21 protein-coding genes are annotated in these 24870 nt (G+C 70.6%); 17 read left to right on the forward strand and 4 right to left on the reverse strand.

Translation table 11 applies throughout. The features are described from left to right. Positions 1-30: 30 nt before the first annotated feature. The 6 genes from AAEP80_RS07340 to AAEP80_RS07365 all read left to right on the forward strand — a co-directional run bounded on the left by AAEP80_RS07340 (position 31) and on the right by AAEP80_RS07365 (position 6317). On the forward strand, positions 31-1074 hold the full coding sequence (locus tag AAEP80_RS07340; protein ID WP_420366548.1) for a LacI family DNA-binding transcriptional regulator: 1044 nt from the start codon (positions 31-33) through the stop codon (positions 1072-1074). A gap of 117 nt (positions 1075-1191) precedes the next feature. Continuing rightward, positions 1192-2454 carry a sugar ABC transporter substrate-binding protein gene (locus tag AAEP80_RS07345; protein ID WP_420366549.1) on the forward strand — a complete coding sequence of 421 codons (1263 nt, stop codon included), beginning with the start codon at positions 1192-1194 and terminating at the stop codon, positions 2452-2454. Between the two features lie 122 nt (positions 2455-2576). Further along, positions 2577-3410, forward strand: coding sequence for a carbohydrate ABC transporter permease (locus AAEP80_RS07350; protein ID WP_420366550.1), 834 nt, complete (start codon positions 2577-2579; stop codon positions 3408-3410). Continuing rightward, complete coding sequence (locus AAEP80_RS07355) at positions 3400-4260, forward strand: carbohydrate ABC transporter permease (protein WP_420366551.1); 861 nt, start codon at positions 3400-3402, stop codon at positions 4258-4260. The genes AAEP80_RS07350 and AAEP80_RS07355 overlap by 11 nt, the downstream gene beginning before the upstream one ends. Next, positions 4257-5570: a family 1 glycosylhydrolase gene (locus AAEP80_RS07360; protein WP_420366552.1), complete on the forward strand. Its 1314-nt coding sequence runs from the start codon at positions 4257-4259 to the stop codon at positions 5568-5570. The genes AAEP80_RS07355 and AAEP80_RS07360 overlap by 4 nt, the downstream gene beginning before the upstream one ends. An 84-nt stretch (positions 5571-5654) precedes the next feature. After that, complete coding sequence (locus AAEP80_RS07365) at positions 5655-6317, forward strand: peroxiredoxin-like family protein (RefSeq protein WP_420366553.1); 663 nt, start codon at positions 5655-5657, stop codon at positions 6315-6317. A 28-nt stretch (positions 6318-6345) separates the two neighbouring features. Here the strand turns inward: AAEP80_RS07365 and AAEP80_RS07370 are convergent, their stop codons facing one another. From AAEP80_RS07370 to xylA, 4 genes are all read right to left on the reverse strand, one after another. After that, the gene (locus tag AAEP80_RS07370; RefSeq protein WP_420366554.1) at positions 6346-7767 is read right to left on the reverse strand and encodes a protein kinase domain-containing protein; all 1422 of its coding nucleotides are present in this window, start codon (positions 7765-7767) and stop codon (positions 6346-6348) included. An 88-nt stretch (positions 7768-7855) separates the two neighbouring features. Then, positions 7856-8578, reverse strand: coding sequence for a VIT1/CCC1 transporter family protein (locus tag AAEP80_RS07375; RefSeq protein WP_413602653.1), 723 nt, complete (start codon positions 8576-8578; stop codon positions 7856-7858). Between the two features lie 87 nt (positions 8579-8665). Further along, on the reverse strand, positions 8666-10138 hold the full coding sequence (gene xylB, locus AAEP80_RS07380) for a xylulokinase (RefSeq protein ID WP_420366555.1): 1473 nt from the start codon (positions 10136-10138) through the stop codon (positions 8666-8668). Then, entirely contained in the window at positions 10135-11325 is a 1191-nt protein-coding gene (xylA, locus tag AAEP80_RS07385; protein ID WP_281267075.1) for a xylose isomerase, read from the reverse strand. The genes xylB and xylA overlap by 4 nt, the downstream gene beginning before the upstream one ends. Positions 11326-11422: 97 nt before the next feature. On the opposite strand from xylA, the gene AAEP80_RS07390 reads away from it, so the two are divergent. From AAEP80_RS07390 to AAEP80_RS07440, 11 genes are all read left to right on the forward strand, one after another. Then, complete coding sequence (locus AAEP80_RS07390) at positions 11423-12619, forward strand: Gfo/Idh/MocA family protein (protein WP_420366556.1); 1197 nt, start codon at positions 11423-11425, stop codon at positions 12617-12619. Next, positions 12616-13329, forward strand: coding sequence for a ThuA domain-containing protein (locus tag AAEP80_RS07395; RefSeq protein WP_420366557.1), 714 nt, complete (start codon positions 12616-12618; stop codon positions 13327-13329). Before AAEP80_RS07390 ends, AAEP80_RS07395 begins: the two co-directional genes overlap by 4 nt. Beyond that, positions 13326-14426, forward strand: coding sequence for a Gfo/Idh/MocA family protein (locus AAEP80_RS07400; protein ID WP_420366558.1), 1101 nt, complete (start codon positions 13326-13328; stop codon positions 14424-14426). The genes AAEP80_RS07395 and AAEP80_RS07400 overlap by 4 nt, the downstream gene beginning before the upstream one ends. Positions 14427-14452: 26 nt before the next feature. After that, positions 14453-15478 (forward strand): sugar phosphate isomerase/epimerase family protein, encoded by a 1026-nt coding sequence (locus AAEP80_RS07405; RefSeq protein ID WP_420366559.1) that lies wholly within the window; start codon positions 14453-14455, stop codon positions 15476-15478. A 269-nt stretch (positions 15479-15747) separates the two neighbouring features. Next, positions 15748-16755 (forward strand): LacI family DNA-binding transcriptional regulator, encoded by a 1008-nt coding sequence (locus AAEP80_RS07410; RefSeq protein ID WP_420366560.1) that lies wholly within the window; start codon positions 15748-15750, stop codon positions 16753-16755. 91 nt (positions 16756-16846) lie between these two features. Then, complete coding sequence (locus tag AAEP80_RS07415; RefSeq protein ID WP_420366561.1) at positions 16847-18142, forward strand: ABC transporter substrate-binding protein; 1296 nt, start codon at positions 16847-16849, stop codon at positions 18140-18142. A gap of 95 nt (positions 18143-18237) precedes the next feature. Beyond that, positions 18238-19209 (forward strand): carbohydrate ABC transporter permease, encoded by a 972-nt coding sequence (locus AAEP80_RS07420; protein WP_402728285.1) that lies wholly within the window; start codon positions 18238-18240, stop codon positions 19207-19209. Continuing rightward, positions 19206-20144 carry a carbohydrate ABC transporter permease gene (locus AAEP80_RS07425; RefSeq protein WP_281267081.1) on the forward strand — a complete coding sequence of 313 codons (939 nt, stop codon included), beginning with the start codon at positions 19206-19208 and terminating at the stop codon, positions 20142-20144. Before AAEP80_RS07420 ends, AAEP80_RS07425 begins: the two co-directional genes overlap by 4 nt. Continuing rightward, on the forward strand, positions 20144-22483 hold the full coding sequence (gene yicI / locus AAEP80_RS07430) for an alpha-xylosidase (RefSeq protein WP_420366562.1): 2340 nt from the start codon (positions 20144-20146) through the stop codon (positions 22481-22483). The genes AAEP80_RS07425 and yicI overlap by 1 nt, the downstream gene beginning before the upstream one ends. 102 nt (positions 22484-22585) lie before the next feature. Further along, positions 22586-23818 carry an ROK family transcriptional regulator gene (locus AAEP80_RS07435; RefSeq protein WP_420366563.1) on the forward strand — a complete coding sequence of 411 codons (1233 nt, stop codon included), beginning with the start codon at positions 22586-22588 and terminating at the stop codon, positions 23816-23818. Continuing rightward, on the forward strand, positions 23815-24858 hold the full coding sequence (locus tag AAEP80_RS07440; RefSeq protein ID WP_281267084.1) for an NAD(P)-dependent alcohol dehydrogenase: 1044 nt from the start codon (positions 23815-23817) through the stop codon (positions 24856-24858). The genes AAEP80_RS07435 and AAEP80_RS07440 overlap by 4 nt, the downstream gene beginning before the upstream one ends. The last annotated feature ends 12 nt before the right edge of the window (positions 24859-24870 follow it).

The following is a 24870-nucleotide window of genomic DNA, read 5'->3' on the forward strand; positions in this document are numbered from 1 at the left end:
AGCGCGTGGTTTCCGAAGGAGGCGACCCCCATGCCGAAGTCCGTCACCCTCAAGGACGTGGCCGCCAAGGTCGGTGTCACGTCCGCCGCCGCGAGCATGGCGCTCGCCGGTCACGAACGCATCAGCGAGCGCACCCGCGCCGCCGTCAAGCAGGCCGCGGACGAACTCGGCTACGTCCCGAGCTCTGCGGGTCGTGCGCTGCGCAGCCAGCGTGCGGACGCCGTCGCGCTGATCGTCCCGAACTCCTCGGCCCACGTCTTCGGCCACCTCTACTTCATGCACGTGCTGACGGGGATGTCGACGGCTGCGAACGCCCACGACGCCCAGGTCATCGTGTCCACGAACGCCGACACCGGTTCCGGCGACGTCGCGTACGAGCGGGTCATGCGGTCCAGGACGGCGGACGGCGCGATCGTCACGAGTGCGGCGATCGACGACGACCACGTGCAGACCCTCGTCGCATCCGGCCTCCCGGCGGTCCTGATCGGCAACTACCCGCACCTGTCCGACGCGGTCACGGTCGGCATCGACGACGTCAGCGCGACGGAACGCCTGGTCGACCACCTCGTCGAGGTGCACGGTCGCCGCCGCCTGCTGCACGTCACGGGAACGCTCGACCACCAGACCGGGCTCGATCGACGCGCCGGGTTCCTGACGGCTGCGGAGCGGCACGGCATCGACGACGTGGCGGTGATCGAGGGGGACCTGTCCGAGACCTCCGGCGCGGCGGCGATGGAGCAGATGCTCGCGGGCGGCCCCCGCCCGGACGGCATCGTCTTCGCGAACGACGACATGGCGGTGGGGGGCCTGCACACCCTGCGGCGTGCAGGAGTCGACGTCCCCGGCGACGTCTCGGTGGTCGGCTTCGACGACTTCGGGCTCGCGCGGGTCACCACCCCCGGCATCACGACCGTGCGCGTCCCCGCCGAGGAGATGGCACGCATCGCGACCGAGCGGCTCTTCGACCTGGTCGACCGCCGCGCGGGGACGCCGACCCGGACAGAACTGCCCGTCGAGCTCGTCATCCGCGCGTCCTGCGGATGCGACCCGGACGCCGAGCGCGTCCGCACCTGATCAGGACGCCGCGCGCGTCCGCACCGGACCAGCACCACCCGACACCAGCACCACCGCACCCCGCACGACCCCCACAACCCAGCACCACGCAGCAGCAACGCAAAGGAGCGTTCCCCGATGCAGCACACACGCACCACCCTCGCCATCGGCGCCCTCGCCACCGTGGCGGCCCTCACCCTCACCGGGTGCTCTGCCGGCGGCAACGCCAGCACGTCCGGCCCCGTCACCCTGAAGGTCTGGACCGGCTTCACCGGCGGCGACCGCCCCGGCTACGCCACCATCGTCAAGGACTTCGAGAAGGCCCACCCCGACGTCAAGGTCGACATGACCGTGCAGCCGTGGGACACCATCCAGCAGAAGCTCCCGTCCGCATGGCTCACCGGGCAGGGTCCCGACGTCGCCGCGGTCAGCTCCGACCCGAACGCCGTCGCGCAGTACGTCAAGACGAACTCGGTGCTGCCCATCACCGAGACCGGCAGCGGCGACGGCAAGATCAACACGTCCGAGTTCGCTCCCGGCACCGTCAAGGAGTTCACCTACGACGGCAAGCTCTACGGCGTCCCGGCCAACTTCGCCACGCTGAGTCTGTACTACAACAAGAAGCTCTTCGCGGACGCCGGCATCAGCGACCCGCCGACGACCGTGCAGGAGATGGCCACCGACGCCCAGAAGCTCACGACCGGCGGGAAGTACGGCATCGCGCTCGCCGACAACCAGACGATCCAGATGTGGCCCGTCCTGCAGTGGCTCGAGGGCGGCGACATCGTCAACGCGAAGAACTGCAGCGTGGTCCAGACGGACGCCGGGCAACAGTCCCTGAAGACCTGGGCGGACCTGGTCGCGAACGACAAGGTGAGCCCGGTCGGGCTGACCGGCGCCGAGGCCGACTCGCTGTTCTCGGCTGGCAAGGCCGCGATGGAGATCAACGGTCCGTGGGCGGCCCCCGGCTACAAGTCGGCCGGCATCGACCTCGGCCTCGTGAAGGTCCCGGCGGGCGTCGACGGCAAGTCCACCACGCTCGGCTCGATCGCCCCGCTGTCGATCTCCGCGAAGACGAAGTACCCGAAGCAGGCGCAGGAGTTCCTGGCGTACTGGACGTCGAAGACCGCGCAGCAGAAGTTCTCGCTGCAGACCGGCTTCCCGCCGCTGCGCACCGACCTGTCCGACGACGCCAAGCTGAAGGCCGACCCCACGGTGAGCGTCTTCGCCAGTCAGGTGTCCGACTCGCGCCTGTACCTGCCGCACGTACCGGACGCCACCAAGGTCGACTCCGACGGCTACGTCCCGATGATCGGCAAGATCACCAGAGGCACCTCCGTCGCCGACGCGACGAAGGAAGCCGCACAGACGATCGACGGCCTCACCGGATGCAGCAAGTGACCAGCCAGCTCACCGGGTCCGCCCCGTCGCGCACCAGACGCGACGGGGCGGTGCCCCGCTCCGGCCAGGAGGCTCCACCCACCCGCCGTCGACCGCGGCGGTTCCAGCCCGCTTGGCTCTTCATGGCCCCATCCCTGATCATCCTGGGTGCGTTCGTCGTGTTCCCGATCCTCCGATCGCTCTGGTACTCGTTCTTTGACTGGACGGTCGGTGCGACCTCGCAGCCGTTCGTCGGGTTCGGGAACTACACGAAGCTGTTCCAGGACCCGCAGTTCTGGAACGCCCTGCGGATCACGCTCGAGTACACGATCGTCTCGGTCGTGCTGCTCGTCGTCCTCGGGTTCGTCGCCGCGCTGCTCCTGCAGGAGGACACCCTGGCGAACCGGATCGTCCGGAGCGTGTTCTTCTTCCCGACCATCGTGTCGCTCGTCACGATCGGTCTGGTCTGGAAGTTCCTGCTCGACCCGGACATCGGGCTCGTCGGTGGCATCACCGCGATGCTCGGGCTGCCGAGCGTCGCCTGGCTGCAGTCCACCTCGCTCGCCCTGCCGACGATCATCTTCGTGTCGGTCTGGAAGAGCATCGGCTTCGCGATGATCCTGTTCGTCGCCGGTCTCAAGGGCGTGCCGGCGGAACGGTACGAGGCCGCCGAGCTCGACGGCGCGAACCGCTGGCAGACCGTCTGGCGGATCACCCTGCCGAGCATCCGCCCGACCATGCTCTTCACGTCGATGATCCTGACGATCCAGTCGTTCCAGGTGTTCGACCTGGTGTACGTGATGACCGGCGGTGGGCCGGTGTTCCACACCGACACGCTCGTGAACCTGCTCTACCGCGACGGGTTCGTCAACTACCAGACCGGCTACGCGTCGGCGATCTCCTGGGTGCTCTTCGTGATCATCATGCTCATCTCGCTCCTGCAGCTGCGACTCTTCCGGTACGACGATGTCGACTGACGCCAGCGTCCGCCGGTCCCTGCGACGCACCGGCCTCGCACGCACCGGGTCCCTCGTGAAGTGGGTGTACCTCGGCATCGGACTCGTGTTCGCGCTCGTGCCGTTCATCTGGATGGTCAGCGGGTCGTTCCGCTCCGAGGCTGATCTCTTCGGCCACCCCGCCAGCCTGTTCCCGACCAGCATCACCCTGCACGGCTACACCGGCGTCTGGCAGCAGCTGCCGTTCCTCCGGCTCCTGCTCAACTCGTTCGTCTTCACCGTCGTGACCACCGTGCTGACGCTGCTGTTCGACTCGATGTGCGCCTACGCCCTCGCTCGGATGCGGTTCGTCGGGCGGAACGTGGCGTTCGTGCTCGTCATCGCGACGCTCATGGTGCCGTTCCAGGTGACCCTGATCCCGGTGTTCGTGGAGCTGTTCCACCTCGGGTGGCTCAACACGTACCAGGGCCTCATCATCCCGCGGGCCACCAGTGCGTTCGGCATCTTCCTGTTCCGGCAGTTCTTCGTCGACATCCCGACCGAGCTCGACGAGGCCGCCCGCATCGACGGCGCCGGACACTGGCGGATCTACTGGCAGGTCGTCCTGCCGCTCGCGAAGCCCGCCATCGCGACCGTCGCCGTGCTGAACGGGATGGCACTGTGGAACGACCTGCTCTGGCCACTCGTCGTGACGACCTCGAACGACATGCTGACGCTCCCGGCCGGGCTGACGCTGTTCGGGGGAGCGCACGTGACCGACCACGCGGTGCTGCTCGCCGGCGCCGTGATCTCGCTGCTGCCCATCGCCCTCGGGTTCTTCTTCGCACAGAAGTTCTTCGTGGCGGGTGTGGCGACGACGGGGTTGAAGTGACCATCGGGGCGTTCGCGCCGGGGACCCTCACCTTCGTCGCCGGCATCGAGGACACCTGTGTGTACCCGCCCGCGCGGTTCGACATGCTGCCGCTCGACGAGCACGAGTTGACCGGGCACGACGACGCCTGGCGGAGTGACCTGGACCTCGTCGTGTCACTCGGCGCGACGGCGCTCCGCTACGGGGTCGACTGGCCGCGCGTCCACCTCGCACCCGGGGTCTTCGACTGGGCGGTGCTCGACGAGCGGTTGTCGTACGCCGCGTCCCTCGGGCTCACCGTGATCGCCGACCTGGTGCACTACGGGACGCCGACCTGGCTCGAGGACTCGTTCGCCGATCCGGCGTACCCGGCCGCGGTCGCCTCCTTCGCGGGGGCGTTCGCCGCCAGGTACGCCGGGGTCGTCGACCACATGACCCCGCTCAACGAACCCATCACGACCGCGTCCTTCGCCGGGCTGCGCGGCGTGTGGCCACCGGCGCTCACCGGGTGGGACGGATGGACGCGGGTCGTGCTCGGCATCGCGACGGGGTTCCAACAGTCGGTCGCCGCGGTCCGGTCCGCGAACCCGGACGCCGTCATCGTGCACGTCGAGGCGTCCTCGCTCTACACGACGGACCCCTCGGCGCTCGCCGACGAAGCGGCGCTGCTCGAAGCGATCGGCTGGATCCCGACCGACCTCGTCGTGGGACGGGTGACCCCTGACCACCCGTCCCACGACTGGCTCGTCGAGCAGGGCGCATCCAGGGCAGCCCTCGCCGAGCTCGTCGACGGCGCCGTCACGATCGACCTCCTCGGCGTCAACTACTACCCGGACCTCTCGCCGCGGCGACTCGTCGACGGGCCGGACGGCACCGTGCAGCAGGCGTACGACCGCTGGTCCGAGGGCCTCGTCGAGTCGCTGACCCGGTTCGGTGATCGGTACGGCCTGCCGATGGTCGTCACCGAGACCTCGATCGAGGGAGACGACGCGGTCCGCGAGGCCTGGGTCCGCGACTCGATCGCCGCGGTCCGGACGCTCGTCGCCGACGGGGTCGACGTCCGCGGGTGGACGTGGTGGCCGGTGTTCGACTTCGTGGACTGGTCCTACGCCTCCGGCGGGCGGAACGTCGAGGAGTTCGCCGTCGCACCGGAGGTCGTCGCCGACCGGATCGCCGCCGGGGCGAAGACCCCGTACCTGCGGCGGATGGGGCTCGTCCGACTGGAAGAGCAGCCGGACGGGTCGCTCCTCCGGGTCCCGACCGGTGCTGCCGACGTCTACCGGGAGCTCGCCGCCGTCCGCGACACCGCGCCCGTCGATGACGCTCGATGACGCCGGGCGGTCACCATCCGGGTGAGCCTGCTTATGCTCCGTGGAACGGCCGCGTCGGCCGCGCCTGAACCCGGAGGTCCCGAGATGCCAGCACCGTCCATCGCCACGCAGGTCGACACGTTCAACGAGGGGTTCACCGAGCAGATCGGTCCGGAGCTCTCAGCGGTGTTCGACGGTGAGCAGGAGGATCTCCGAGCTGCCGGGGTGCCGGAGACGGCCATCGGCGAGGGCGATGTCTTCCCGGACGCCGAGCTCCTGACGGCGACTGGAGACGCGCAGGGCCTGCGGGACGCGCGTGGGGACGGCGTGAGCGTCCTCGTGTTCTACCGGGGCGCGTGGTGCCCCTACTGCAACCTGACGCTCCGGACCTACCAGCAGGAGCTGCTGCCGGCCCTGCGCGAGCGCGGTGTCTCCCTGATCGCGATCTCGCCGCAGACGCCGGAGGCGTCCGAGCAGGCGGTCGCGAACGGCGAGCTCGAGTTCGCCGTGCTGTCCGACGTCGGCAACGCGCTCGCCGAACGCATCGGGATCGTCACCGAGCCGAGTGCCGACGCGCGGCGGGCGCACACCGCGCTCGGGTTCGACGTCGCGGACAGCAATGCCGACGCGACCGCTCGGATCCCGTTCCCGTCCGTGTTCGTCCTCGACGCCGACGGAGTGGTGCGGTTCGCCGACGTCAAGGTCGACTACACCACGAGGACCGAGGTCGCCACGATCCTCGACGCCGTCGAGCGCGCGACGAGGTAGTCGCGACGCACCGGTCGGAGCGTGCTGGTCAGGCCTGGGCGACCGGTCCATCCGGTGCGGGTGGACCGGGCACGAGCGGGAGCGCGTCGCTGGTGGAGCGGAGGGACTCCTGTCGGAGTTCGAGCTGCGCGACCGCCAGCGCCGCGAGGTCCCGCAGGTTCGCGAGGTCGGCCTCGGTCGCGGTCCTGGCCCGCGTGTCGAGCACCGCGAGGGTCCCGATCGGGGCTCCGTCGTGCCGCAGCAACGGGACGCTGACGTAGAAGCGGATGCCGAGGGGGCCGGTGACGAGCGGGCTGTCGCGCATCTCCGGGTGGGTCGAACCGTCGGGGATCACCACCGGGACCGCGACCGGGGCGAACCCGTTCCGGAAACTGATGTGCCGGGCGGCGTCGTCGACGCCGTCCGCGATGTACGACTGCGACCACTCCCGGTCCTCGTCGAGCGCCTCGACCAGCGCGATCGGTGCGTCGAAGAGTCGTGCGGCCATGGCGGTGGTGCGGCGGAGCGCTTCCTCCGGCAGGACGTCGAGCGTCGTCGGACGGCCGCTCTCGGCGGGTCGAGACGGCACGGGTGTCGTCGGCTCGACCACGTGGTCGGCGCTCGAGGAGTCGGCGATCACGACGTCCCGGAGCGATGCCACGAGCGCAGCCCCCGTCGGCCGCGATGCGGGATCCCGCGCGGTCATCGCGGAGAGGAGTCCGCTCCAGTGTGCCGGCAGGGGATCGGGGACCACCGGGTCACGCGACAGCCGGGCGACCGCCGACTCGACGAGCGACCCGGGGAACTCCCGCCGTCGTGTGAAGCACTGGAGCAGGACCAGTCCGAGGGAGTACACGTCGCTCGCGGGTCCGACGTCGGACCCGCTCGCCTGCTCCGGGCTGAGGTAGGCGGCCGTCCCGGTGGTCACGCCGTCGGCCGTCAGCCGTTCGACCCCCTCGGCGAGGGCGATCCCGAAGTCGGTCAGGCTGGCCCTGGCGCGGTCCGAGCCGTTGCCGTAGTCCACGAGCAGGATGTTCGACGGCTTGATGTCGCGGTGGACGACGCCGCGTGCGTGGATGTAGTCGAGCGCTTCCGCCATGTCGAAGCCGATCTCGGCGATGTGCCGGGACGCCAGTGGCCCGACGGCCAGACGCGCCTCGAGGTCCTGTCCGGTCACGAGCGCCATCACGATGAACCGGCGGTGGCGGCCCTCGTGGTCGTCGACGACGCCTGCGTCGAGCAGGCTCACGAGGTTGTGGTGCTGCAGGGACGCCAGGACGCCCTGCTCCGTCTCCTGACGCGCGATGTCGACCGTGCCGGCGTGGAACACCTTCACCGCGACGGGGCGGTGCAGGACCTCGTCCCATGCGCGGTGGACGACGGACATGCCGCCCTGACCGATGACGGACTCCAGGCGGTACCGCCCGGCGAGGAGCGTGGCCTCATGGCCTTGATCGTCCAGCGGGGGCATCGTTCCTCGTTCTCGTTCCGGTGATCGAGATGCATCATCCCATCCCGGATCCCGCCGGAGCCGCCGCCTGCGCACATGGGCCGCGTCGTCAGAGTGCGTGCGCGCCGAGCAGGGTGCCCGCGAGCCACGTCGCCGCGAGGGCCGCAGCGCCACCGATCACGACGCGCGTGGCAGCACGACCTCGGGGCGCGCCGCCGAGCACCGCGCCCGTCGTGCCCGTCGCGGCGAGTGCCAGGAGCACGGCCACGACGATGACCGCGACGCGCACCGACTCCGGTACGAACACGGTCGCCAGGAACGGCAGCAGGCCGCCGGCGGTGAAGGTTGCCGCGGAGACCCAGGCCGCTCGCCACGGGCTGACGACCTCGTCCTGTGCGGCCCGTTCCTCGGCGGCGATCCAGTTCTCTCGGACCTCCGGGCGACCGAGCTCGGCGGCGACCGACCGTGCCACGTCGTCGGACACCCCGATCGAGCGGTAGGCGGCGGCGATGTCCGAGGGTCCGACCGCGTCGGTCGCCCGACGGGCCGCACGGGCAGCCTGCCCGGTGCGTTGCGCGTCTCGTGCGCCGCTCACCGAGACGTACTCGCCGAGCGCCATCGAGACGGCACCACCGACGAGGGCGGCTCCGCCGGCGGCGAGGACCGGGCCGACCGGTGCCCCGGCACCGGCGACACCGACCACGACGGCGGCGACGGAGACGATGCCGTCGTTCGCCCCGAGCAGACCGGCACGCAGCCAGTTGAGCCGGGCCGCGTTCGTGGGGTCCGCGGGCGACGCGGTCGGCAGTGCGGGAACGGTGGTGGTGGCCATGTCGGACAGCAAAGCACTCCGGACGGCCCACCGCTAGGCAGGAAAGGCTGCCCTGACCGGGGCTTTGTCAGGGCAGCCTGTCCTCACTCAGCCGCTCTGGTGATCGACGGCCGTGCGGTACCGCTCGAGCACCTCGGGATGCGGGTCCGCGGCGACGGTCGTGGTGTCGAGCGTCCAGGACGGCAGGGTCCCGGTGAGCGCCCACGCCGCCTGCTTCGCCGCGCCGGCTGCGACGTACTCGCCCGGTTCCGGCAGGTGCACGTCGCGTCCGAACACCTGCGCGGCGATCGTGCGGACGGCCTCGTTGCGTGCGGCGCCGCCGATCAGCAGCAGTCGCTCGACCGTCACCCCCGTGCCCTCGACGGCGGCCAGCCCGTCGGCGAGCGCGCACAGCATGCCCTCGACGGCGGCGCGAGCCAGGTGCTCACGGTTCGTCGTCGTCGGGGTCATCCCGAGCAACGAGGCGGTCGCGTCAGGGCGGTTCGGCGTGCGCTCGCCGACGAAGTACGGCACCAGGACGAGCCCGTCCGCGCCGGCCGGTGCTCGCAGCGCCAGTTCGCCGAGCTCGCCGTGGTCGACGCCGAGCAGGCCGCCGATCACCTCGAGCACGCGGGCCGCGTTCAGCGTCGTGACGATCGGGAGGCGCGCCCCCGTCGCGTCGGCGAAGCCCGCCACGGTCCCGCTCGGGTCCGCCACCGCGGTGTCGGTGACGCCGAAGACGGTCCCGCTGGTCCCGAGGGACACCGCGACGTCGCCGGGTCCGAGTCCGAGTCCGAGGGCGGCACCGGCGTTGTCGCCGGTGCCCGCACCGACGACCAGGCCGCCGTGGGCGACCCCGCCACCGGGCAGTGGCACGTCGGTGTCGAGTGTGCCCATCGCCTGGTCTACCTCGACGACCCGTGGGACGACCACGTCGCCGCCCGACTCGCCGGCGACCCGCATCGACCGTCCGAGGGCGAGCTCGAACAGCTCCGGGTCGTACGCCGTCCGCGCCGGGTCCCAGTACGCGGTGCCGCTGGCGTCCGATCCGTCGGTCGCGAGCGCGTCGAGGTCGGGGCCGAGCGGGCTCTCGTCGGCCGGACCGTAGCCGCGCAGCCGCCACGACAGCCAGTCGTGGGGGAGCGCGACCGCCGCGACGCGGCGTGCGTTGTCCGGCTCGGCGTCGCGGAGCCAGCGCAGCTTCGTGCCGGTGAACGAGGCCACCGGGACCAGACCGGTCCTGGTGACCCATGCCTCCCGTCCGAGTTCCTCGACCATCTGCGCTGCCGCGTCGGCACTGCGGACGTCGTTCCAGAGGAGCGCGTCGCGGATGACGACGCCGTCGGCGTCGAGCACGACCATGCCGTGCTGCTGGCCGGCGACCGCGATCGCCGCCACGTCGTCGAGCCCGCCGGCGTCCGCGATCGCGGTGCCGAGGGCGTCCCACCAATGACGGGGATCGACGGACGTGCCGTCCGGGTGGGACGCGCGTCCCTCCCGGACGACGGCGCCGGTGGCGGCGTCGCGGATCGTGACCTTGCAGGACTGGGTCGACGAGTCGACGCCGGCGACGAGGCTCAACGAGCGCCCATCAGGTGCTCGACCGCGAGCTGCTGCAGGCGCACGAAGCCGAAGCCCTTGCCGCCGAAGTACGCGTCGGCGTCGAAGTCCTCGAACGCGGACCGATCCGCGAGGAACGCGTCGTACGACTCGCCCTCGTCGAGCGTCGGCGTCGACAGCTCGTCGACCTTCGCCGCGGACAGCGCCGCCTGGACCTCGGGATCGGCGCGGAACGCCTGCGCGCGCTCCTTGAGGAGCAGGTACATGCGCATGTTCGCGGCCGCGGAGTCCCAGACGCCGGAGATGTCCTCGGTGCGGCTCGGCTTGTAGTCGAAGTGGCGCGGGCCGTCGTACGCGACGCCGCCCTGTGGTGCGCCGTGCTCGAGCAGGTCGACGAGCGAGAACGCGTTCTGCAGGTCGCCGTGGCCGAAGACGAGGTCCTGGTCGTACTTGATGCCGCGCTGGCCGTTGAGGTCGATGTGGAAGAGCTTGCCCGAGTAGAGCGCCTGGGCGATGCCGGCCGTGAAGTTCAGGCCCGCCATCTGCTCGTGGCCGACCTCGGGGTTCACGCCGAAGAGCTCCGGACGCTCGAGCGTGTCGATGAACGCGATCGCGTGGCCGAGCGTCGGCAGCAGGATGTCGCCGCGGGGCTCGTTCGGCTTCGGCTCGATCGCGAAGCGGATGTCGTAGCCCTTGTCGGTGACGTACTGCGCGAGCAGGTCGACCGACTCCTTGTAGCGGGAGAGCGCGGCCTGCACGTCCTTGGCGGAGTCGTACTCGGCGCCCTCGCGACCGCCCCACATGACGAACGTCTTCGCGCCGAGCTCGGCGGCCAGGTCGACGTTCCGCAGCACCTTGCGGAGTGCGAACCGGCGGACCTGGCGGTCGTTCGAGGTGAAGCCGCCGTCCTTGAACACCGGGGCGGAGAAGAGGTTCGTCGTCACCATCGGCACGACGATCCCGGTGGCCTCCAGCGCACCCTTGAGGCGGTCGATCTGGGTCTGTCGTTCGGCGTCGGTCGAACCGAACGCGAACAGGTCGTCATCGTGGAAGGTCAGGCCGTAGGCGCCGAGCTCGTCGAGCTTCTCGACCGCCTCGACCACGTCGAGCTGGGGGCGGGTGGGACCGCCGAAGGGATCGGAGCCGTTGTATCCGATGGTCCAGAGACCGAAGGAGAACTTGTCTGCACGGGTGGGCGTCGTCGCCATGGTGGTCACCGTTCGTCGTCGAAACAAAATGTTGCCGCGCCCAACATAAGCGGTAGTGTTGACTCTCGCAAGGACACGATCGCAAGGGAGCGAACGGATGGCACGCAGACCCCTCCGGGTGGCGATGATCGGTCACGGCTTCATGGGAGCCGCCCACTCTCAGGCGTGGCGGACGGCGCCCAGGTTCTTCGACCTCGACGCCGAACCCGAGATGACCGTGGTCGTCGGCCGTGATCCCGACCGGACCGAAGCGGCCCGCGTCCAGTACGGCTGGCAGCACGCCTCGACCGACTGGCGTTCCGTGGTCGCCGACCCGGACATCGACGTCGTCGACGTCGTCTCGCCCGGGTCCTCGCACGTCGAGATCGCGATCGCCGCGCTGCAGGCCGGCAAGCACGTGCTCTGCGAGAAGCCGCTCGCCAACACCGTGGCCGAGGCCGAGGCGATGGTCGACGCCGCTCGCGCGGCGCGCGAGCACGGCATCCGCGCGATGGTCGGCTTCAGCTACCGCCGCGTCCCGGCGATCGCGTTCGCCCGGCAGCTGGTGCAGGACGGGAGGATCGGGACGGTCCGGCAGGTCCGTGCGCTGTACCTGCAGGACTGGTTGACCGACGAGGACGGTCCGATGACGTGGCGCCTGGACAAGGCGCTCGCCGGGTCCGGTTCGCTCGGTGACATCGGCGCGCACGCCATCGACCTCGCCGAGCACGTCACCGGCGCACGGCTGTCGACCGTGTCCGGCACACTCGAGACCTTCGTGCACGAACGCCCGCTGCTGGCCGAGGGCGTGGGGCTCTCCGGCACGGCGTCGTCCGAACGCGGGCAGGTCACCGTCGACGACGCCGCGTTCTTCCTCGGACGCCTGAGCGGCGGCCGCGCGGACGGGGCGATCGGCACCTTCGAGGCCACCCGCTACGCCACCGGCCGGAAGAACGGGCTGACGCTCGAGGTCTCCGGGTCGGCCGGCGCGATCCAGTTCGACCTGGAGTCGATGAACGAACTCCGACTGTACGAGTCGTCGGCCCCCGCCGGTGAGCAGGGCTTCCGACGAATCCTCGTCACCGAACCCGAGCACCCCTACATGGCGGCGTGGTGGCCCACCGGACACCTCATCGGGTACGAGCACACCTTCAGCCACCAGGTGAAGGACCTGGTCGACGCGATCACGAGCGGCATCGACCCGTCGCCGTCGTTCGAGGACGGGCTGCACGTGCAGCGCGTGCTCGACGCCGTCGAACGCAGCGCCGCCGACGGCAGCAGCTGGACCACCATCGAGCGATCGGCAGGCGAATGAGCGACCAGGACGAGACCACGGGACGCCGCGCACTCGTCGTCCGAGGCGGCTGGGACGGCCACATGCCGGTCGAGACCACCGACGCGATGCTGCCGTTCCTGCGGGACAACGGGTTCGACGTGCTCGTGTCCGACTCGACCGCCGTCTACGCGGACGCGGCCGTGATGGACGGTGTCGACCTCATCGTGCAGGTCGTCACGATGTCGACGATCGCCGACGACGAGTTCGCCGGACTGCAGCGCGCCGTGCTCGGCGGCACCGGACTGGCCGGGTGGCACGGCGGCATCGCGGACGCGTTCCGGAACACGGCCGACTACCTGCACATGATCGGCGGGCAGTTCGCGCACCACGCGGCGAAGCCGCCGGAGGAGCGCACCGGGGAGCAGTCGGACAACTACATCCCGTACACGGTGCACATCACCGACGCCGGACGCCAGCACCCGATCACGCAGGGCATCGAGGACTTCGACCTCGTCACCGAGCAGTACTGGGTGCTCTCCGACGAGTACAACGACGTGCTGGCGACCACGACGCAGGAGGCCCGCGACTTCGACGCGTGGAACCGCCCGGTCACGGCGCCGGCCATCTGGACCAGGCAGTGGGGGCATGGACGCGTGTTCGTGTCCGCTCCTGGGCACCGGCTCGAGGTCGTCGAGTCGCAGCCGCTCCGCACGATCATCGAGAGGGGACTCCTGTGGGCAGCCCGGTGAGCGACCGTCCGCTCCGGGTCGGTGTGGTCGGCGTCGGCAACATCAGTCGGCAGTACTTCGAGCACTTCCCGGCACTGCCCGGGCTCGAGCTCACGGCGGTCGCGGACCTCGACGTCGAGCGGGCGCGGGCCGTCGGCGACGAGCAGGGCGTGCGCGGGACGAGCGTCGACGGGCTGCTGGCAGCGGACGACGTCGACGTGGTGCTCAACCTGACGATCCCGGCCGCACATGCCGAGGTCGCCACCCGCGCACTCGAGGCGGGCAAGCACGTCTACGGCGAGAAACCGCTCGCGCTCGCGACGGCCGAGGCGGAACCCCTGCTGGCGCTCGCCGCCGAGCGGGGCCTCCGGGTCGGCAGCGCACCCGACACCGTGCTCGGGACCGGCATCCAGACCGCCCGTGCCGCGATCGACGACGGGCGCATCGGCGACCCCGTCGGCGCCGCCGTGTCGTGGAGCGCACCTGGTCACGAGCTCTGGCACCCGGCTCCGGCGTTCTACTACCAGCCGGGCGGCGGTCCGCTGCTCGACATGGGCCCGTACTACCTGACCAGCCTCGTGCAGTTCTTCGGCCCGGTCGTCCGAGTCAGCGGGAGCGCCTCGCGCTCGACCCGCGAGCGGACGGTCGCCACCGGACCAGCCGCCGGCACCGCGATCCCCGTGGACGTCGACACGCACGTCGTCGCGATCCTGGAGCACGCCTCCGGGGTCGTCTCCACCGTCACCGTGTCGTTCGAGGTCTGGGCGACCCGCAGCCCGCTCTTCGAGGTGCACGGCACATCGGGGAGCCTCGCCGTGGCCGACCCGAACCGGTTCTCCGACCCGGTGTCGATCGCGACTGCCGATGACCGCGAGTGGCGGGAGCTGCCGGTGTCGGCCGGGTACGCCGACGCGGGTCGCGGGTACGGCCTCGCGGACATGGCGCACGCGATCGCCACCGACCGTCCGCACCGCGCGAGCGGCGAGCTCGCGTTCCACGTGCTCGAGGTGATGGAGGCGATCGCCACCTCCGGCCGCGAGCACGCCGTCGTCGAGGTCCGGTCCCGCGTCGACCGTCCGGCGGCAGTGCGCAACGGCACGGAACCGGACACCTGGTGAACCCGCCGCAGGAGGATGGAAGCAGCATGACGGACCCGACCCGTGCCTCCCGGCCGGTCACGCTCTTCACCGGACAGTGGGCCGACCTGCCCTTCACGGAGGTGGCCAGGCTCGCCGGCGAGTGGGGCTACGACGGACTCGAGATCGCCTGCTGGGGCGACCACCTCGACGTCCGTCGCGCAGCGACGGACGCGGCGTACGTCGCCGAGCTGCGCGCGGTGCTCGACGCGAACGGCCTCGGGGTCTGGGCGATCGCGAACCACCTGGTCGGCCAGGCGGTCTGCGACGAGCCGATCGACCAGCGGCACGAGGACATCCTGCCGCCGCACGTCTGGGGGGACGGTGACCCGGAGGGCGTCCGGCAGCGGGCTGCCGAGGAGCTCCGCTGGACAGCCCGCGCGGCCGCGGCACTCGGCGTGGACACCGTCACGGGGTTCTCCGGGTCGTCGATCTGGAAGACCGTCGCCGGGTTCCCGCCGGTACCGCCCGGCATGGTCGACGCCGGCTACCAGGACTTCCACGACCGGTGGGCGCCGATCCTCGACGTGTTCGAGGAGGTCGGGGTCCGGTTCGCCCTCGAGGTGCATCCGTCCGAGATCGCCTACGACTACTGGACCGCTGCGCGGGCCCTGGAGGTGTTCGCGGACCGGCCGGCCTTCGGCTTCAACTTCGACCCGTCGCACTTCGTCTGGCAGGACCTCGACCCCGCTGCGTTCCTGCTCGACTTCGCCGACCGGATCTACCACGTGCACTGCAAGGAGTCCGTCAAGCAACTCGACGGGCGGAACGGCCGACTCGGCTCCCACCTGCCGTGGGGTGACCCCCGGCGTGGGTGGGACTTCGTCACCGCGGGACACGGCGACGTCCCGTGGGAGCGGGTGTTCCGCGTGCTCAACCACATCGGGTACGAGGGGCCGACGAGCGTCGAGTGGGAGGACGCCGGCATGGACCGCCTGGTCGGCGGCCGCGAGGCGCTCGCGTTCGTCCGGCGCCTCAGCACCATCGCACCGCCGGACGCCTCCTTCGACGCCGCCTTCTCGCAGCAGCGCTGATGCCGCCCGACGTCCTGCGTCGCGACGCGCTCGTCGTCCGCGGCGGCTGGGACGGGCACCAGCCGGTCGAGACCACGACCTCACGCCTGGTGGCCTCGCGATCGTGAGAACGCATTTGTTGCCGAGAACCACAAAAGGCTTGCGGTGGGCACCGCCGCCCTGTTAGCGTCGCCGTCGCAGGTTGTCGAAGCGCTTCGCTTCGACCCGAGAACGACCGGGTCCGGGAACGAACCGGCCGACCGCAGACGACGAGCACGAGGAGGTGCACGATGGTGACGATCAACGAGGTGGCGAAGGCCGCCGGCGTCTCGATCTCGACCGTCTCGTACGCCCTCTCCGGCAAGCGGACGATCTCCGCCACCACCCGCGCCCGCATCGACCGCGCGGTCGCGGAGCTCGACTACCGTCCGAACGCCGGAGCCCGCATGCTCGCCGGCGCACGCACCGACATCCTCGCGCTCTCCGCGCCGATCCGACCGGACGCACACCTGCCGACCCACATGCGGTTCGTCACCGCGGTCGTCGAGGCCGCTCGGGCGCACGACGACGACGTCCTGCTGCTGGCACGCGACGACGAGGTGACCGGCATCCAGCGGGTCGCGCACTCGTCGCTCGTCGACGGCGTCGTCGTCCTCGGGGTCTCCACCGACGACGAACGCGCCGACGTCGTCCGCGCGTCGGGCGTCCCCGCTGCCTTCGTCGGCGTGCCGGGTGACATCACCGGCCTGACCTGCATCGACCTCGACTTCGCCGAGGCCGGCCGGGGATCCGTCCGGCGGCTCGTCGCCGACGGACACCGCAGCATCGGCGTGATCGGGCACCCGGCGACCTACGTCGAGCGGCACACCGGCTTCATCCGTCGCTTCGCGGACGCGTTCGACGACGAGTGCCGTGCGTCCGGGGTCGCCACCGTCGCGCACTACCCCTCCCTCGACCGCGCCGACCAGCGTGCCGCCGCGGATCGACTCCTCGCGGAGCTGCCCGACATGACCGCGCTCGTGTTCCACTGCAACGAGCCGGTCGTCGACACGGTCCTCGCCCACCTGGCGTCCCGTGGCATCCGTGTCCCGGACGACCTGTCGGTGCTCGCCGCCTGCGCGAGCTACGACACCACGGTGATGGACACCCCGCTGTCCACCATCCCGCTCCCGCTCGAGGAGATGTGCCGCGGCGCCGTGGAGCGCACCGTCCGCCAGGTCGACGGCGCGCACGAGCCCGGCGTGACCCTCATCCCGCCACGGTTCACCGACCTCGGCAGCATCCGCCGGATCGGGTGAGCCCTCCCCACCGAACGCGTTCCTCGACGTGCATTGTCGAAGCGCTTCGACAGCCACCGAGAACCACCGACCCCTACAAGGAAGTAGCGACATGAAGAAGTCCCGTGTGCTCGGCGCCCTCGCCGGGCTGGCCGCGGCCGCAGTCGTCCTCAGCGGTTGCTCCGCCGGCGGCGGCAGTGCCGCCGAAGACGGCAAGACCCTCAAGCTCTGGCACTACGAGTCCGAGGACTCCGCCATGGGCAAGGCCTGGAAGGAGTCCATCAAGGTCTTCGAGCAGGAGACCGGTGCGAAGGTCGAGTTCCAGGAGAAGAGCTTCGAGCAGATCCGCAAGACGGCCAGCCAGTCGCTCAACTCCGACCAGGCCCCTGACCTCATCGAGTACAACAAGGGCAACGCGACGGCCGGGCTCCTCGCCAGCCAGGGCCTGCTCAGCCCGCTCGACGACGCGGTCAAGCAGTACGGCTGGGACGACAAGCTCGCCAAGTCGCTGCAGACCACCGCGCGCTACGACGACAAGGGCGTGATGGGCTCCGGCTCCTGGTACGGCGTGCCGGACTACGGCGAGTACGTCGAGTTCTACTACAACAAGGAGCTCTTCCAGAAGTACGGCGTCGAGGTCCCGAAGACCATGGACGACCTCGAGGCGGCCATGGCGACGTTCCAGGCAGCAGGCGTCACGCCGCTCGCCGAGTCGGCGGCGGAGTACCCGCTCGGCCAGCTCTGGTACCAGCTGGCGCTCCAGAAGGCCGACCGCGACTGGGTCGACGACTACCAGCTGTACAAGAACCCGGTCGACTTCTCCGGCAAGGAGATCAGCACCGCGACGAAGACCGTCCAGGACTGGACCGACAAGGGCTACATCTCGTCCGACTCCACCGGGATGAAGGCCGAGGACGCCGGGACCGCGTTCATCAGCGGCAAGTACCCGATGTTCTTCTCCGGCTCGTGGTGGTACGGCCGCTTCACCACCGAGATGCAGCAGGACTGGGGCACGTTCCTGTTCCCGGGTGCCGAGATGTCGCCAGGCTCCTCCGGCAACCTCTGGGTGGTCCCGACCAAGGCGAAGAACAAGAAGCTCGCCGAGCAGTTCATCGACATCACCCTGCGTCCGGAGATCCAGGCGATCATCGGCAACAACGGCGGGGTCCCCGTCGCGGCGGACGAGTCCGACATCACGGACCCGAAGAGCAAGGAACTCATCGCCAACTTCAACACGCTGACCGAGCGTGACGGCCTGGCGTACTACCCGGACTGGCCCACGTCGACGTTCTACGACCAGCTGAACGCGGGTCTCCAGAGCGTGGTCAACGGCAGCAGCTCCCCGTCGAAGGTCGACGACGAACTCGGCCAGCAGTACGCGGACGGCGTCAAGGCCGTCACGGGCTGACCCGGCCTGGAGGCACGGTGCGGGTCCGCCCCGCACCGTGCCCCCGCCACCCCACCACCCCAGAACACCCATCACTTCCGGAAGGGAAGCCCCCCATGGCATCCAGCCCTCCCGTCACCGCGCCCCGGCGGCGCGGCCGCCGGCCCGCCGACGTCGGCGCCATCATGCCCTCGAGCGGTCGTGGCAGCTACTGGTTCTACCTGCTGCCCGGGTTCGTCCTGCTCGCAGCGATCATCCTCGTGCCGCTCGGCTGGAACGTGTACCTGTCGTTCACGAACTACCGGGGCATCCTCCCGCCGCAGTGGACGGGCCTCGACAACTGGCGACGGCTGATGGCCGACGGGCAGTTCTGGATCTCGTTCCGGAACAGCATCGCGATGATCCTCGCGATGGTGATCGTGCCGACGAGCCTCGGTCTCGTCCTCGCCGCCGCGCTGTTCGACGTGATCGGCAAGAAGTTCGGCGGGCGGCTCGCGAGCTTCCTCCGCGCGACCTACTACCTGCCGCAGATCCTGCCGGCCGTCATCGCGGCGATCGTCATCGGCTGGATCCTCCGGCCGGAGAACGGCGCCCTCAACGTCATCCTCGACGCGGTCGGGCTCGGCGGCCTCCAGCACAACTGGCTCGGCAGCCCGGACACGGCGCTGCTCTCCGTCGCGGTCGTGCTCGTCTGGGTGCAGATCGGGTACCCGGTCGTGGTGTTCATGGCCGCCCTCCAGCGCGTCGACCCGGAGCTCTACGAGGCGGCAGAACTCGACGGCGCCGGCTGGTTCCAGCGCTTCCGTGCGATCACCGTGCACATCATCCGGCCCGAGATCTTCGTGGTCGTCCTCACCTGCACCATCGCTGCGCTGAAGGTCTTCGGACCGGTGTACGCGCTGACCGGTGGCGGCCCGGGCAACGCGACCATCGTGCCGAGCTACTACTCGTACAGCCAGTTCTTCCAGGCGCAGCAGGTCGGGTACGGCGCGACGATCGCAACCGCGCTCACCGTCGTGATCGTCATCGTCGCCATCGCGTTCATCGCGGCCCAGAACCGGGCCGAGCGGAAGGAAGAAGCCCGATGACCGGGATCGTGTCAGCACCGACGACCGAGGCGGCCTCCGTGACGGACGCACGCCGAGCCTCCAGGCCGACCGCCGGAGGTCCCACGCGCCGGAAGAGCGCCGGTGAGGGCGGGCGCAAGCGCCCGGCCGACTGGATCGTCCTGGCCGGCGGCATCGTCATCGCCGTCCTGATCGCCGCGCCGTTCCTGCTCATCCTGCTCAATTCGTTCAAGACGCCGGCGGACTACGCGGCCGGTGGGCCGCTCGCGTGGCCGGCGCACATCTCGTTCGACGGCATCACCACGTTCTGGAACCGCGTCGACTTCCCGCTGAAGCTCTGGAACAGCGTCTTCATCAGCGGCTCGGTCGCGATCCTCGCGGTGCTCATCTCGATCCTCAACGCCTTCGCGATCGGGATCGGCCGGGTGCGGTACCGCACCTGGATCGTGGTGCTGTTCATGCTGGCGAACATGCTCCCGCAAGAGGTCCTGCTCTACCCGCTCTACATGATGTTCAAGGGCATCGGACTGTACGACAACGTGTGGAGCGTGATCATCGTCTTCACCGTGATCCAGTCCGCGTTCGGGACGTACCTGCTCTCGAGCGTGTACGGCACCTTCCCGAAGGAGATCCTCGAGGCGGCCGCGCTCGACGGTGCCGGCCGCTGGCGGGTGCTGTGGCGCGTGATCGTGCCGATCAGCCGTCCGACGCTGTCCGTCCTGCTCATCTTCTTCTTCATCTGGACGTGGAACGAGTTCCTCATCCCGCTGACGTTCCTCGTCAGCAACGACAACCAGACGGTCCCCGTCGCGATCTCCCTGCTGCAGGGGGACCGGCTGATGGACGTCACCACCACGAGTGCCTCGGCGCTCCTCGGGCTCATCCCGACACTCGTGTTCTTCCTCATCTTCCAGCGCACCCTCGCGCGCGGCATCACGGCAGGAGCGGTCAAGTAATGAAGTTCACCGACGGGTTCTGGCAACTCCGGCCCGGCGTCCAGCCCCTGTACGCGCAAGAGGCCCACGACATCGACGCGGTGCACGCCCCTTCGGGCGACCGCCTCGTCGTCACTGCGCCGACGAAGGTCATCGAGTCGCGGGGGGACACGCTCAACCGGCCGACGCTCACCGTCACGCTGTCGAGCCCCATGGAGGGCGTCGTCACCGTCCGCGTCGAGCACTTCCGGGCCCCGCGGCCCGAGCTGTCCTTCGACCTGGTCGGGAAGGAGCCGGGGCACGGGACGGCCACGCTGACCGACGGTGTCGGGACGCTGACGTCCGGGGACCTCTCGGCCGTCGTCACCCCGGGGGCGCCGTGGGACCTCCGGTTCCGATCCGGCGACCGGGAACTGACCGGCAGCGGCCACAAGTCGCTCGGCCACGTCACCCTGGCGCCCGGGGCCGAGGTCTCCCGCGGAGTCGTCGGCAACGCACGGGTGCAGGGCGCGGACGCGCCGACGTCCTCGACGTTCGTGCACGCCCAGCTCGACCTCGGGGTCGGCGAGCTGGTGTACGGGCTCGGCGAACGGTTCGGTCCACTCGTCAAGAACGGCCAGACCGTGGACATCTGGAACGCCGACGGTGGCACGTCGAGCGAGCAGGCCTACAAGAACGTGCCGTTCTACCTGACCAACCGCGGGTACGGCGTGCTCGTCGACCACCCGGGACACGTGTCGTTCGAGGTCGGCTCCGAGGCGGTCGAGCGCGTGCAGTTCTCGGTCCCCGGGGAGTCGCTCGTGTTCCACGTCATCGGCGGCGGCACCCCGGCCGGGGTCATCGAGCGCTACACCGCGCTCACCGGCCGGCCGGCGCACGTGCCGGCGTGGTCGTACGGCCTCTGGCTGTCGACCTCGTTCACCACCGACTACGACGAGGCGACCGTCACGTCCTTCGTCGACGAGATGGCCGCGCGCGACCTGCCGGTGAGCGTGTTCCACTTCGACTGCTTCTGGATGCGCGAGTTCAACTGGTGCGACTTCGAGTGGGACCCCAGGGTCTTCCCGGACCCGACCGGCATGCTCGGCCGGCTGCACGACAAGGACCTGCGCGTCTGCGTGTGGATCAACCCGTACATCGGGCAGCGCTCCCCGCTCTTCGACGAGGCGGCGGCGGCCGGGTACCTCGTGCGGAACCCGGACGGCACCGTCTGGCAGTGGGATCTCTGGCAGGCCGGCATGGGACTCGTCGACTTCACGAACCCGGACGCGAAGGCCTGGTACCAGGGCAAGCTCCGCGCGCTCGTCGACCAGGGCGTCGACTGCTTCAAGACGGACTTCGGCGAGCGGATCCCGCTCGGCGTGACGTGGGCGGACGGCAGCGATCCGGAACGCATGCACAACTGGTACACGCAGCTGTACAACGAGGCCGTGTTCGAGGTCCTGGAAGACGCCCGCGGCGCCGGTGACGCCGTGCTCTTCGCGCGCTCGGCCACCGCAGGGGGCCAGCAGATGCCGGTGCACTGGGGCGGCGACAACACCTCGTCGTTCCCGTCGATGGCGGAGACGCTCCGCGGCGGCCTCTCGCTCGCGCTGTCCGGCTTCGGGTTCTGGTCGCACGACATCGGCGGGTTCGAGGGACGCCCCGACCCCGCGGTCTTCAAGCGCTGGGTCCAGTTCGGGCTGCTCTCCTCGCACAGCCGCTTCCACGGCAGCAGCTCCTACCGCGTCCCGTGGGCGTTCGACGAGGAGGCGGTCGAGGTGACCAGGGCGTTCACCCGTCTGAAGCTCCGCCTGATGCCGTACCTCTACGGGCTCGGGCTGCAGGCGTCGGAACGCGGGCTCCCCGTCATGCGACCGATGCTGCTCGAGTTCCCGGACGACCCGACGGCTGCGTACTGCGACCGGCAGTACATGCTGGGGTCCGACCTGCTCGTCGCGCCCGTGTTCAGCGAGTCCGGCGACGTGCAGTACTACCTGCCGGCCGGTTCGTGGACGAACTGGTTCACCGGTGAGGTGGTCTCCGGCGGGGTGTGGCGCACCGAGCGGCATGGGTTCGACACCCTGCCGCTGTGGGTCCGTGGGGGAGCGGTACTGCCGCTCTCGACCCGCACGGACCGGCCTGATCACGACTACCTGGCGGCGCTCGAGCTCAGGGCGTTCCCCGCTGGGACGACCGGCAGCGTGGACGTCCGGGTGACCGCACCCGACGGGCGGTCGGCGGTCTGGACGGTGTCGACCGTGTCGGGGGACGAGTCGTCGGTGTCGGCCACCGGTCCGGTGCCGGACGGGTGGCGGCTGTCGCTCGCCGACGGCCCGACGACCGAGGCGGACGGTGGTGTGGCGCGGCTTCGGTACTGATTTGTTGCGCGGCACCACAAAATGCTGGCGGGAACGCCGGTGCCGCGCCATGATGAGTGCAGGGACCTGGAGCAACCGCGGACGGTCGACCGGAAGGGCACCATGCAGCGCGACACACCGGCCGGCGGCAACCGCAACTCCGCGCGCGTGCTCCGACTCGTCCACCAAGAGGGGCCGCTCACCCGCGCGGATCTGACGCGCGCGACCGGCCTGAACCGCTCCACGACCCTTGCGCTCGTCGGGGAACTCGTCGAACTCGGCCTGGCCTTCGAGACCGAGGACGGCGCGGCCACCGGGGTCGGGCGACCGAGTCCGGTGGTCCGTGCGTCGGCCGACGTCGTGGCGGCCGCCGTCACGGTGGAGATCGACGCCGTGACGGTGGCCATGGTCGGCCTCGACGGCAGCATCCGGTCCCGGGTCACCGAGCACACCGACGACCGACCGACCGCCGACGAGGCCGTGCAGATCGTCGCGAGGCTCCTGGACGACCGCCCCGCGCGCCTCGTGGGGGTCGGCGTCTCGATCCCCGGCACGGTCCGCGTCGAGGACGGTCTCGTGCGGGACGCGCCGCACCTCGGATGGCGCGACGAGCCGTTCGCCATGCCACTCGCCGGCGCGACCGGCCTGCCCGTACGCGTCGCGAACGACGCCAACCTCGGTGCATGGGCGGAGCGCCTGTACGGATCCGGCCGCGGGGTGTCCGACCTCGTGTACCTGAACGGTGGCGCGAGCGGCATCGGCGGCGGGGTCATCAGCGCCGGTCAGCCGCTGAGCGGCGCGGACGGGTACGCGGGGGAGCTCGGCCACACCTTCGTCGCGGACAACGGGATCCGCTGCCACTGCGGCGCCATCGGCTGCCTCGAGACCGAGGCGTCGCGTGCGGCGCTCGTCGCCGTGACGGGCGTGCCGGCGGACGACCTGCCGGCGCTCGCCGAGGCCCTCGCGGCCGGCGGCCCGGAGGTCGACCGCGTCGTCGACCGGCAGGTGGCCGCGTTGGCGACCGGCCTCCGCAACGCCATCCACACCGTCAACCCCGAGGTGGTCGTGCTCGGCGGGTTCCTCGGGGTGCTGCTCGATCACGTCGGGGACCGCGTGCTCGAGGCCGTCCGAGCACAGTCGATGGCCGCGATGGTGGACCGGGTGCGCATCGTGCCGGCCGAACTCGGATCGGACGTGCTGCTCCGCGGCGCCGCCGAGATCGGGTTCCGCGAGCTGCTCGACGACCCGGCGCGCATCCACGCCCTGACGGAGCGGCCGACAGCACGTCCATCCGAACGAGCAGCGGACCGGCCGACAGCACGTCCATCCGAACGACAGAAAGCGGGTACCCCGTGACCACGGACCAGCAGACCCAGCGCGTCAGCGTCCTCCTCGGGCAGGACGACCTCACGATCGAGGACCGCCCCGTGCCCGCCGTCGACCCGGGCGACGTCCTCGTCGAGGTCGCCGCCGTCGGCGTGTGCGGCTCCGACGTGCACTACTTCCGACACGGGCGCATCGGGGACTTCGTCGTCTCGTCGCCGCTCGTCCTCGGCCACGAGCTCTCCGGCACGATCGTCGCGGTCGGCGACGGCGTCGACCCCGGCCGCGTGGGGGAGCGCGTCGCCGTCGAACCGCAGCGTCCGTGCCACCGGTGCGCGCAGTGCCTCGCCGGGCGGTACAACCTCTGCCCGGACATGCGCTTCTACGCCACACCCCCGGTCGACGGCGCCTTCGCGGGCTTCGTCACCATCGAGGCCGAGTTCGCGCACACCCTGCCCGACTCGGTGTCGTTCGAGGCCGGTGCCTTGCTCGAGCCGCTCTCGGTCGGGATCGCCGCCGTGCGGAAGGCCGGGATCGTGCCGGGATCGTCCGTGCTGATCGCCGGTGCCGGCCCGATCGGGATCATCTGCGCGCAGGCGGCCAAGGCCTTCGGCGCGACCCGGATCGTCATCAGCGACCTCGTCCCCGAACGCCGTGAGCGCGCGCTGTCCTACGGCGCCACCGAGGTCGTCGACCCCACCGTGGTCTCCGTCGCCTCGGACATCGCGCCCGTCGACGCCTTCATCGACGCCAGCGGTGCGCCGCGTGCGGTGTCGGACGGCATCAAGGCGGTCGGTCCAGCAGGTGCGGCGGTGCTCGTCGGACTCGGGAACTCCGAGATGACGCTGCCCGTCGAGCACATCCAGAACCTCGAGGTCACCGTCACCGGGATCTTCCGGTACACGGGCACGTGGCCGGTCGCGATCGGGCTCGTCGCATCGGGGCAGGTCGACCTCGACTCGCTCGTCACCGGGCGGTTCGGGCTCGACCAGGTCCGCGAGGCGCTCGAGAGCGACACCGACCCGGACTCCCTGAAGTCGGTCGTCTACCCGAACGGCGTCCCCGCGGCGTGACGCGCAGCACCC

The organism is Curtobacterium sp. L3-7, assembly GCF_048756585.1.
Classification (GTDB): Bacteria; Actinomycetota; Actinomycetes; order Actinomycetales; family Microbacteriaceae; genus Curtobacterium.

Excerpts from the sequence above, each read along its gene's own strand:
- AAEP80_RS07395 (WP_420366557.1), top strand. The coding sequence starts at position 12,616 with ATGAGCGACCAGGACGAGACCACGGGACGCCGCGCACTCGTCGTCCGA.
- AAEP80_RS07415 (WP_420366561.1), top strand. The coding sequence starts at position 16,847 with ATGAAGAAGTCCCGTGTGCTCGGCGCCCTCGCCGGGCTGGCCGCGGCC.
- AAEP80_RS07390 (WP_420366556.1), top strand. The coding sequence starts at position 11,423 with ATGGCACGCAGACCCCTCCGGGTGGCGATGATCGGTCACGGCTTCATG.
- AAEP80_RS07345 (WP_420366549.1), top strand. The coding sequence starts at position 1,192 with ATGCAGCACACACGCACCACCCTCGCCATCGGCGCCCTCGCCACCGTG.
- AAEP80_RS07420 (WP_402728285.1), top strand. The coding sequence starts at position 18,238 with ATGGCATCCAGCCCTCCCGTCACCGCGCCCCGGCGGCGCGGCCGCCGG.
- AAEP80_RS07435 (WP_420366563.1), top strand. The coding sequence starts at position 22,586 with ATGCAGCGCGACACACCGGCCGGCGGCAACCGCAACTCCGCGCGCGTG.
- AAEP80_RS07370 (WP_420366554.1), bottom strand. The coding sequence starts at position 7,767 with ATGCCCCCGCTGGACGATCAAGGCCATGAGGCCACGCTCCTCGCCGGG.
- AAEP80_RS07350 (WP_420366550.1), top strand. The coding sequence starts at position 2,577 with ATGGCCCCATCCCTGATCATCCTGGGTGCGTTCGTCGTGTTCCCGATC.
- AAEP80_RS07410 (WP_420366560.1), top strand. The coding sequence starts at position 15,748 with ATGGTGACGATCAACGAGGTGGCGAAGGCCGCCGGCGTCTCGATCTCG.
- xylA (WP_281267075.1), bottom strand. The coding sequence starts at position 11,325 with ATGGCGACGACGCCCACCCGTGCAGACAAGTTCTCCTTCGGTCTCTGG.
- AAEP80_RS07355 (WP_420366551.1), top strand. The coding sequence starts at position 3,400 with ATGTCGACTGACGCCAGCGTCCGCCGGTCCCTGCGACGCACCGGCCTC.
- AAEP80_RS07375 (WP_413602653.1), bottom strand. The coding sequence starts at position 8,578 with ATGGCCACCACCACCGTTCCCGCACTGCCGACCGCGTCGCCCGCGGAC.
- AAEP80_RS07405 (WP_420366559.1), top strand. The coding sequence starts at position 14,453 with ATGACGGACCCGACCCGTGCCTCCCGGCCGGTCACGCTCTTCACCGGA.
- AAEP80_RS07425 (WP_281267081.1), top strand. The coding sequence starts at position 19,206 with ATGACCGGGATCGTGTCAGCACCGACGACCGAGGCGGCCTCCGTGACG.
- yicI (WP_420366562.1), top strand. The coding sequence starts at position 20,144 with ATGAAGTTCACCGACGGGTTCTGGCAACTCCGGCCCGGCGTCCAGCCC.
- AAEP80_RS07340 (WP_420366548.1), top strand. The coding sequence starts at position 31 with ATGCCGAAGTCCGTCACCCTCAAGGACGTGGCCGCCAAGGTCGGTGTC.
- AAEP80_RS07365 (WP_420366553.1), top strand. The coding sequence starts at position 5,655 with ATGCCAGCACCGTCCATCGCCACGCAGGTCGACACGTTCAACGAGGGG.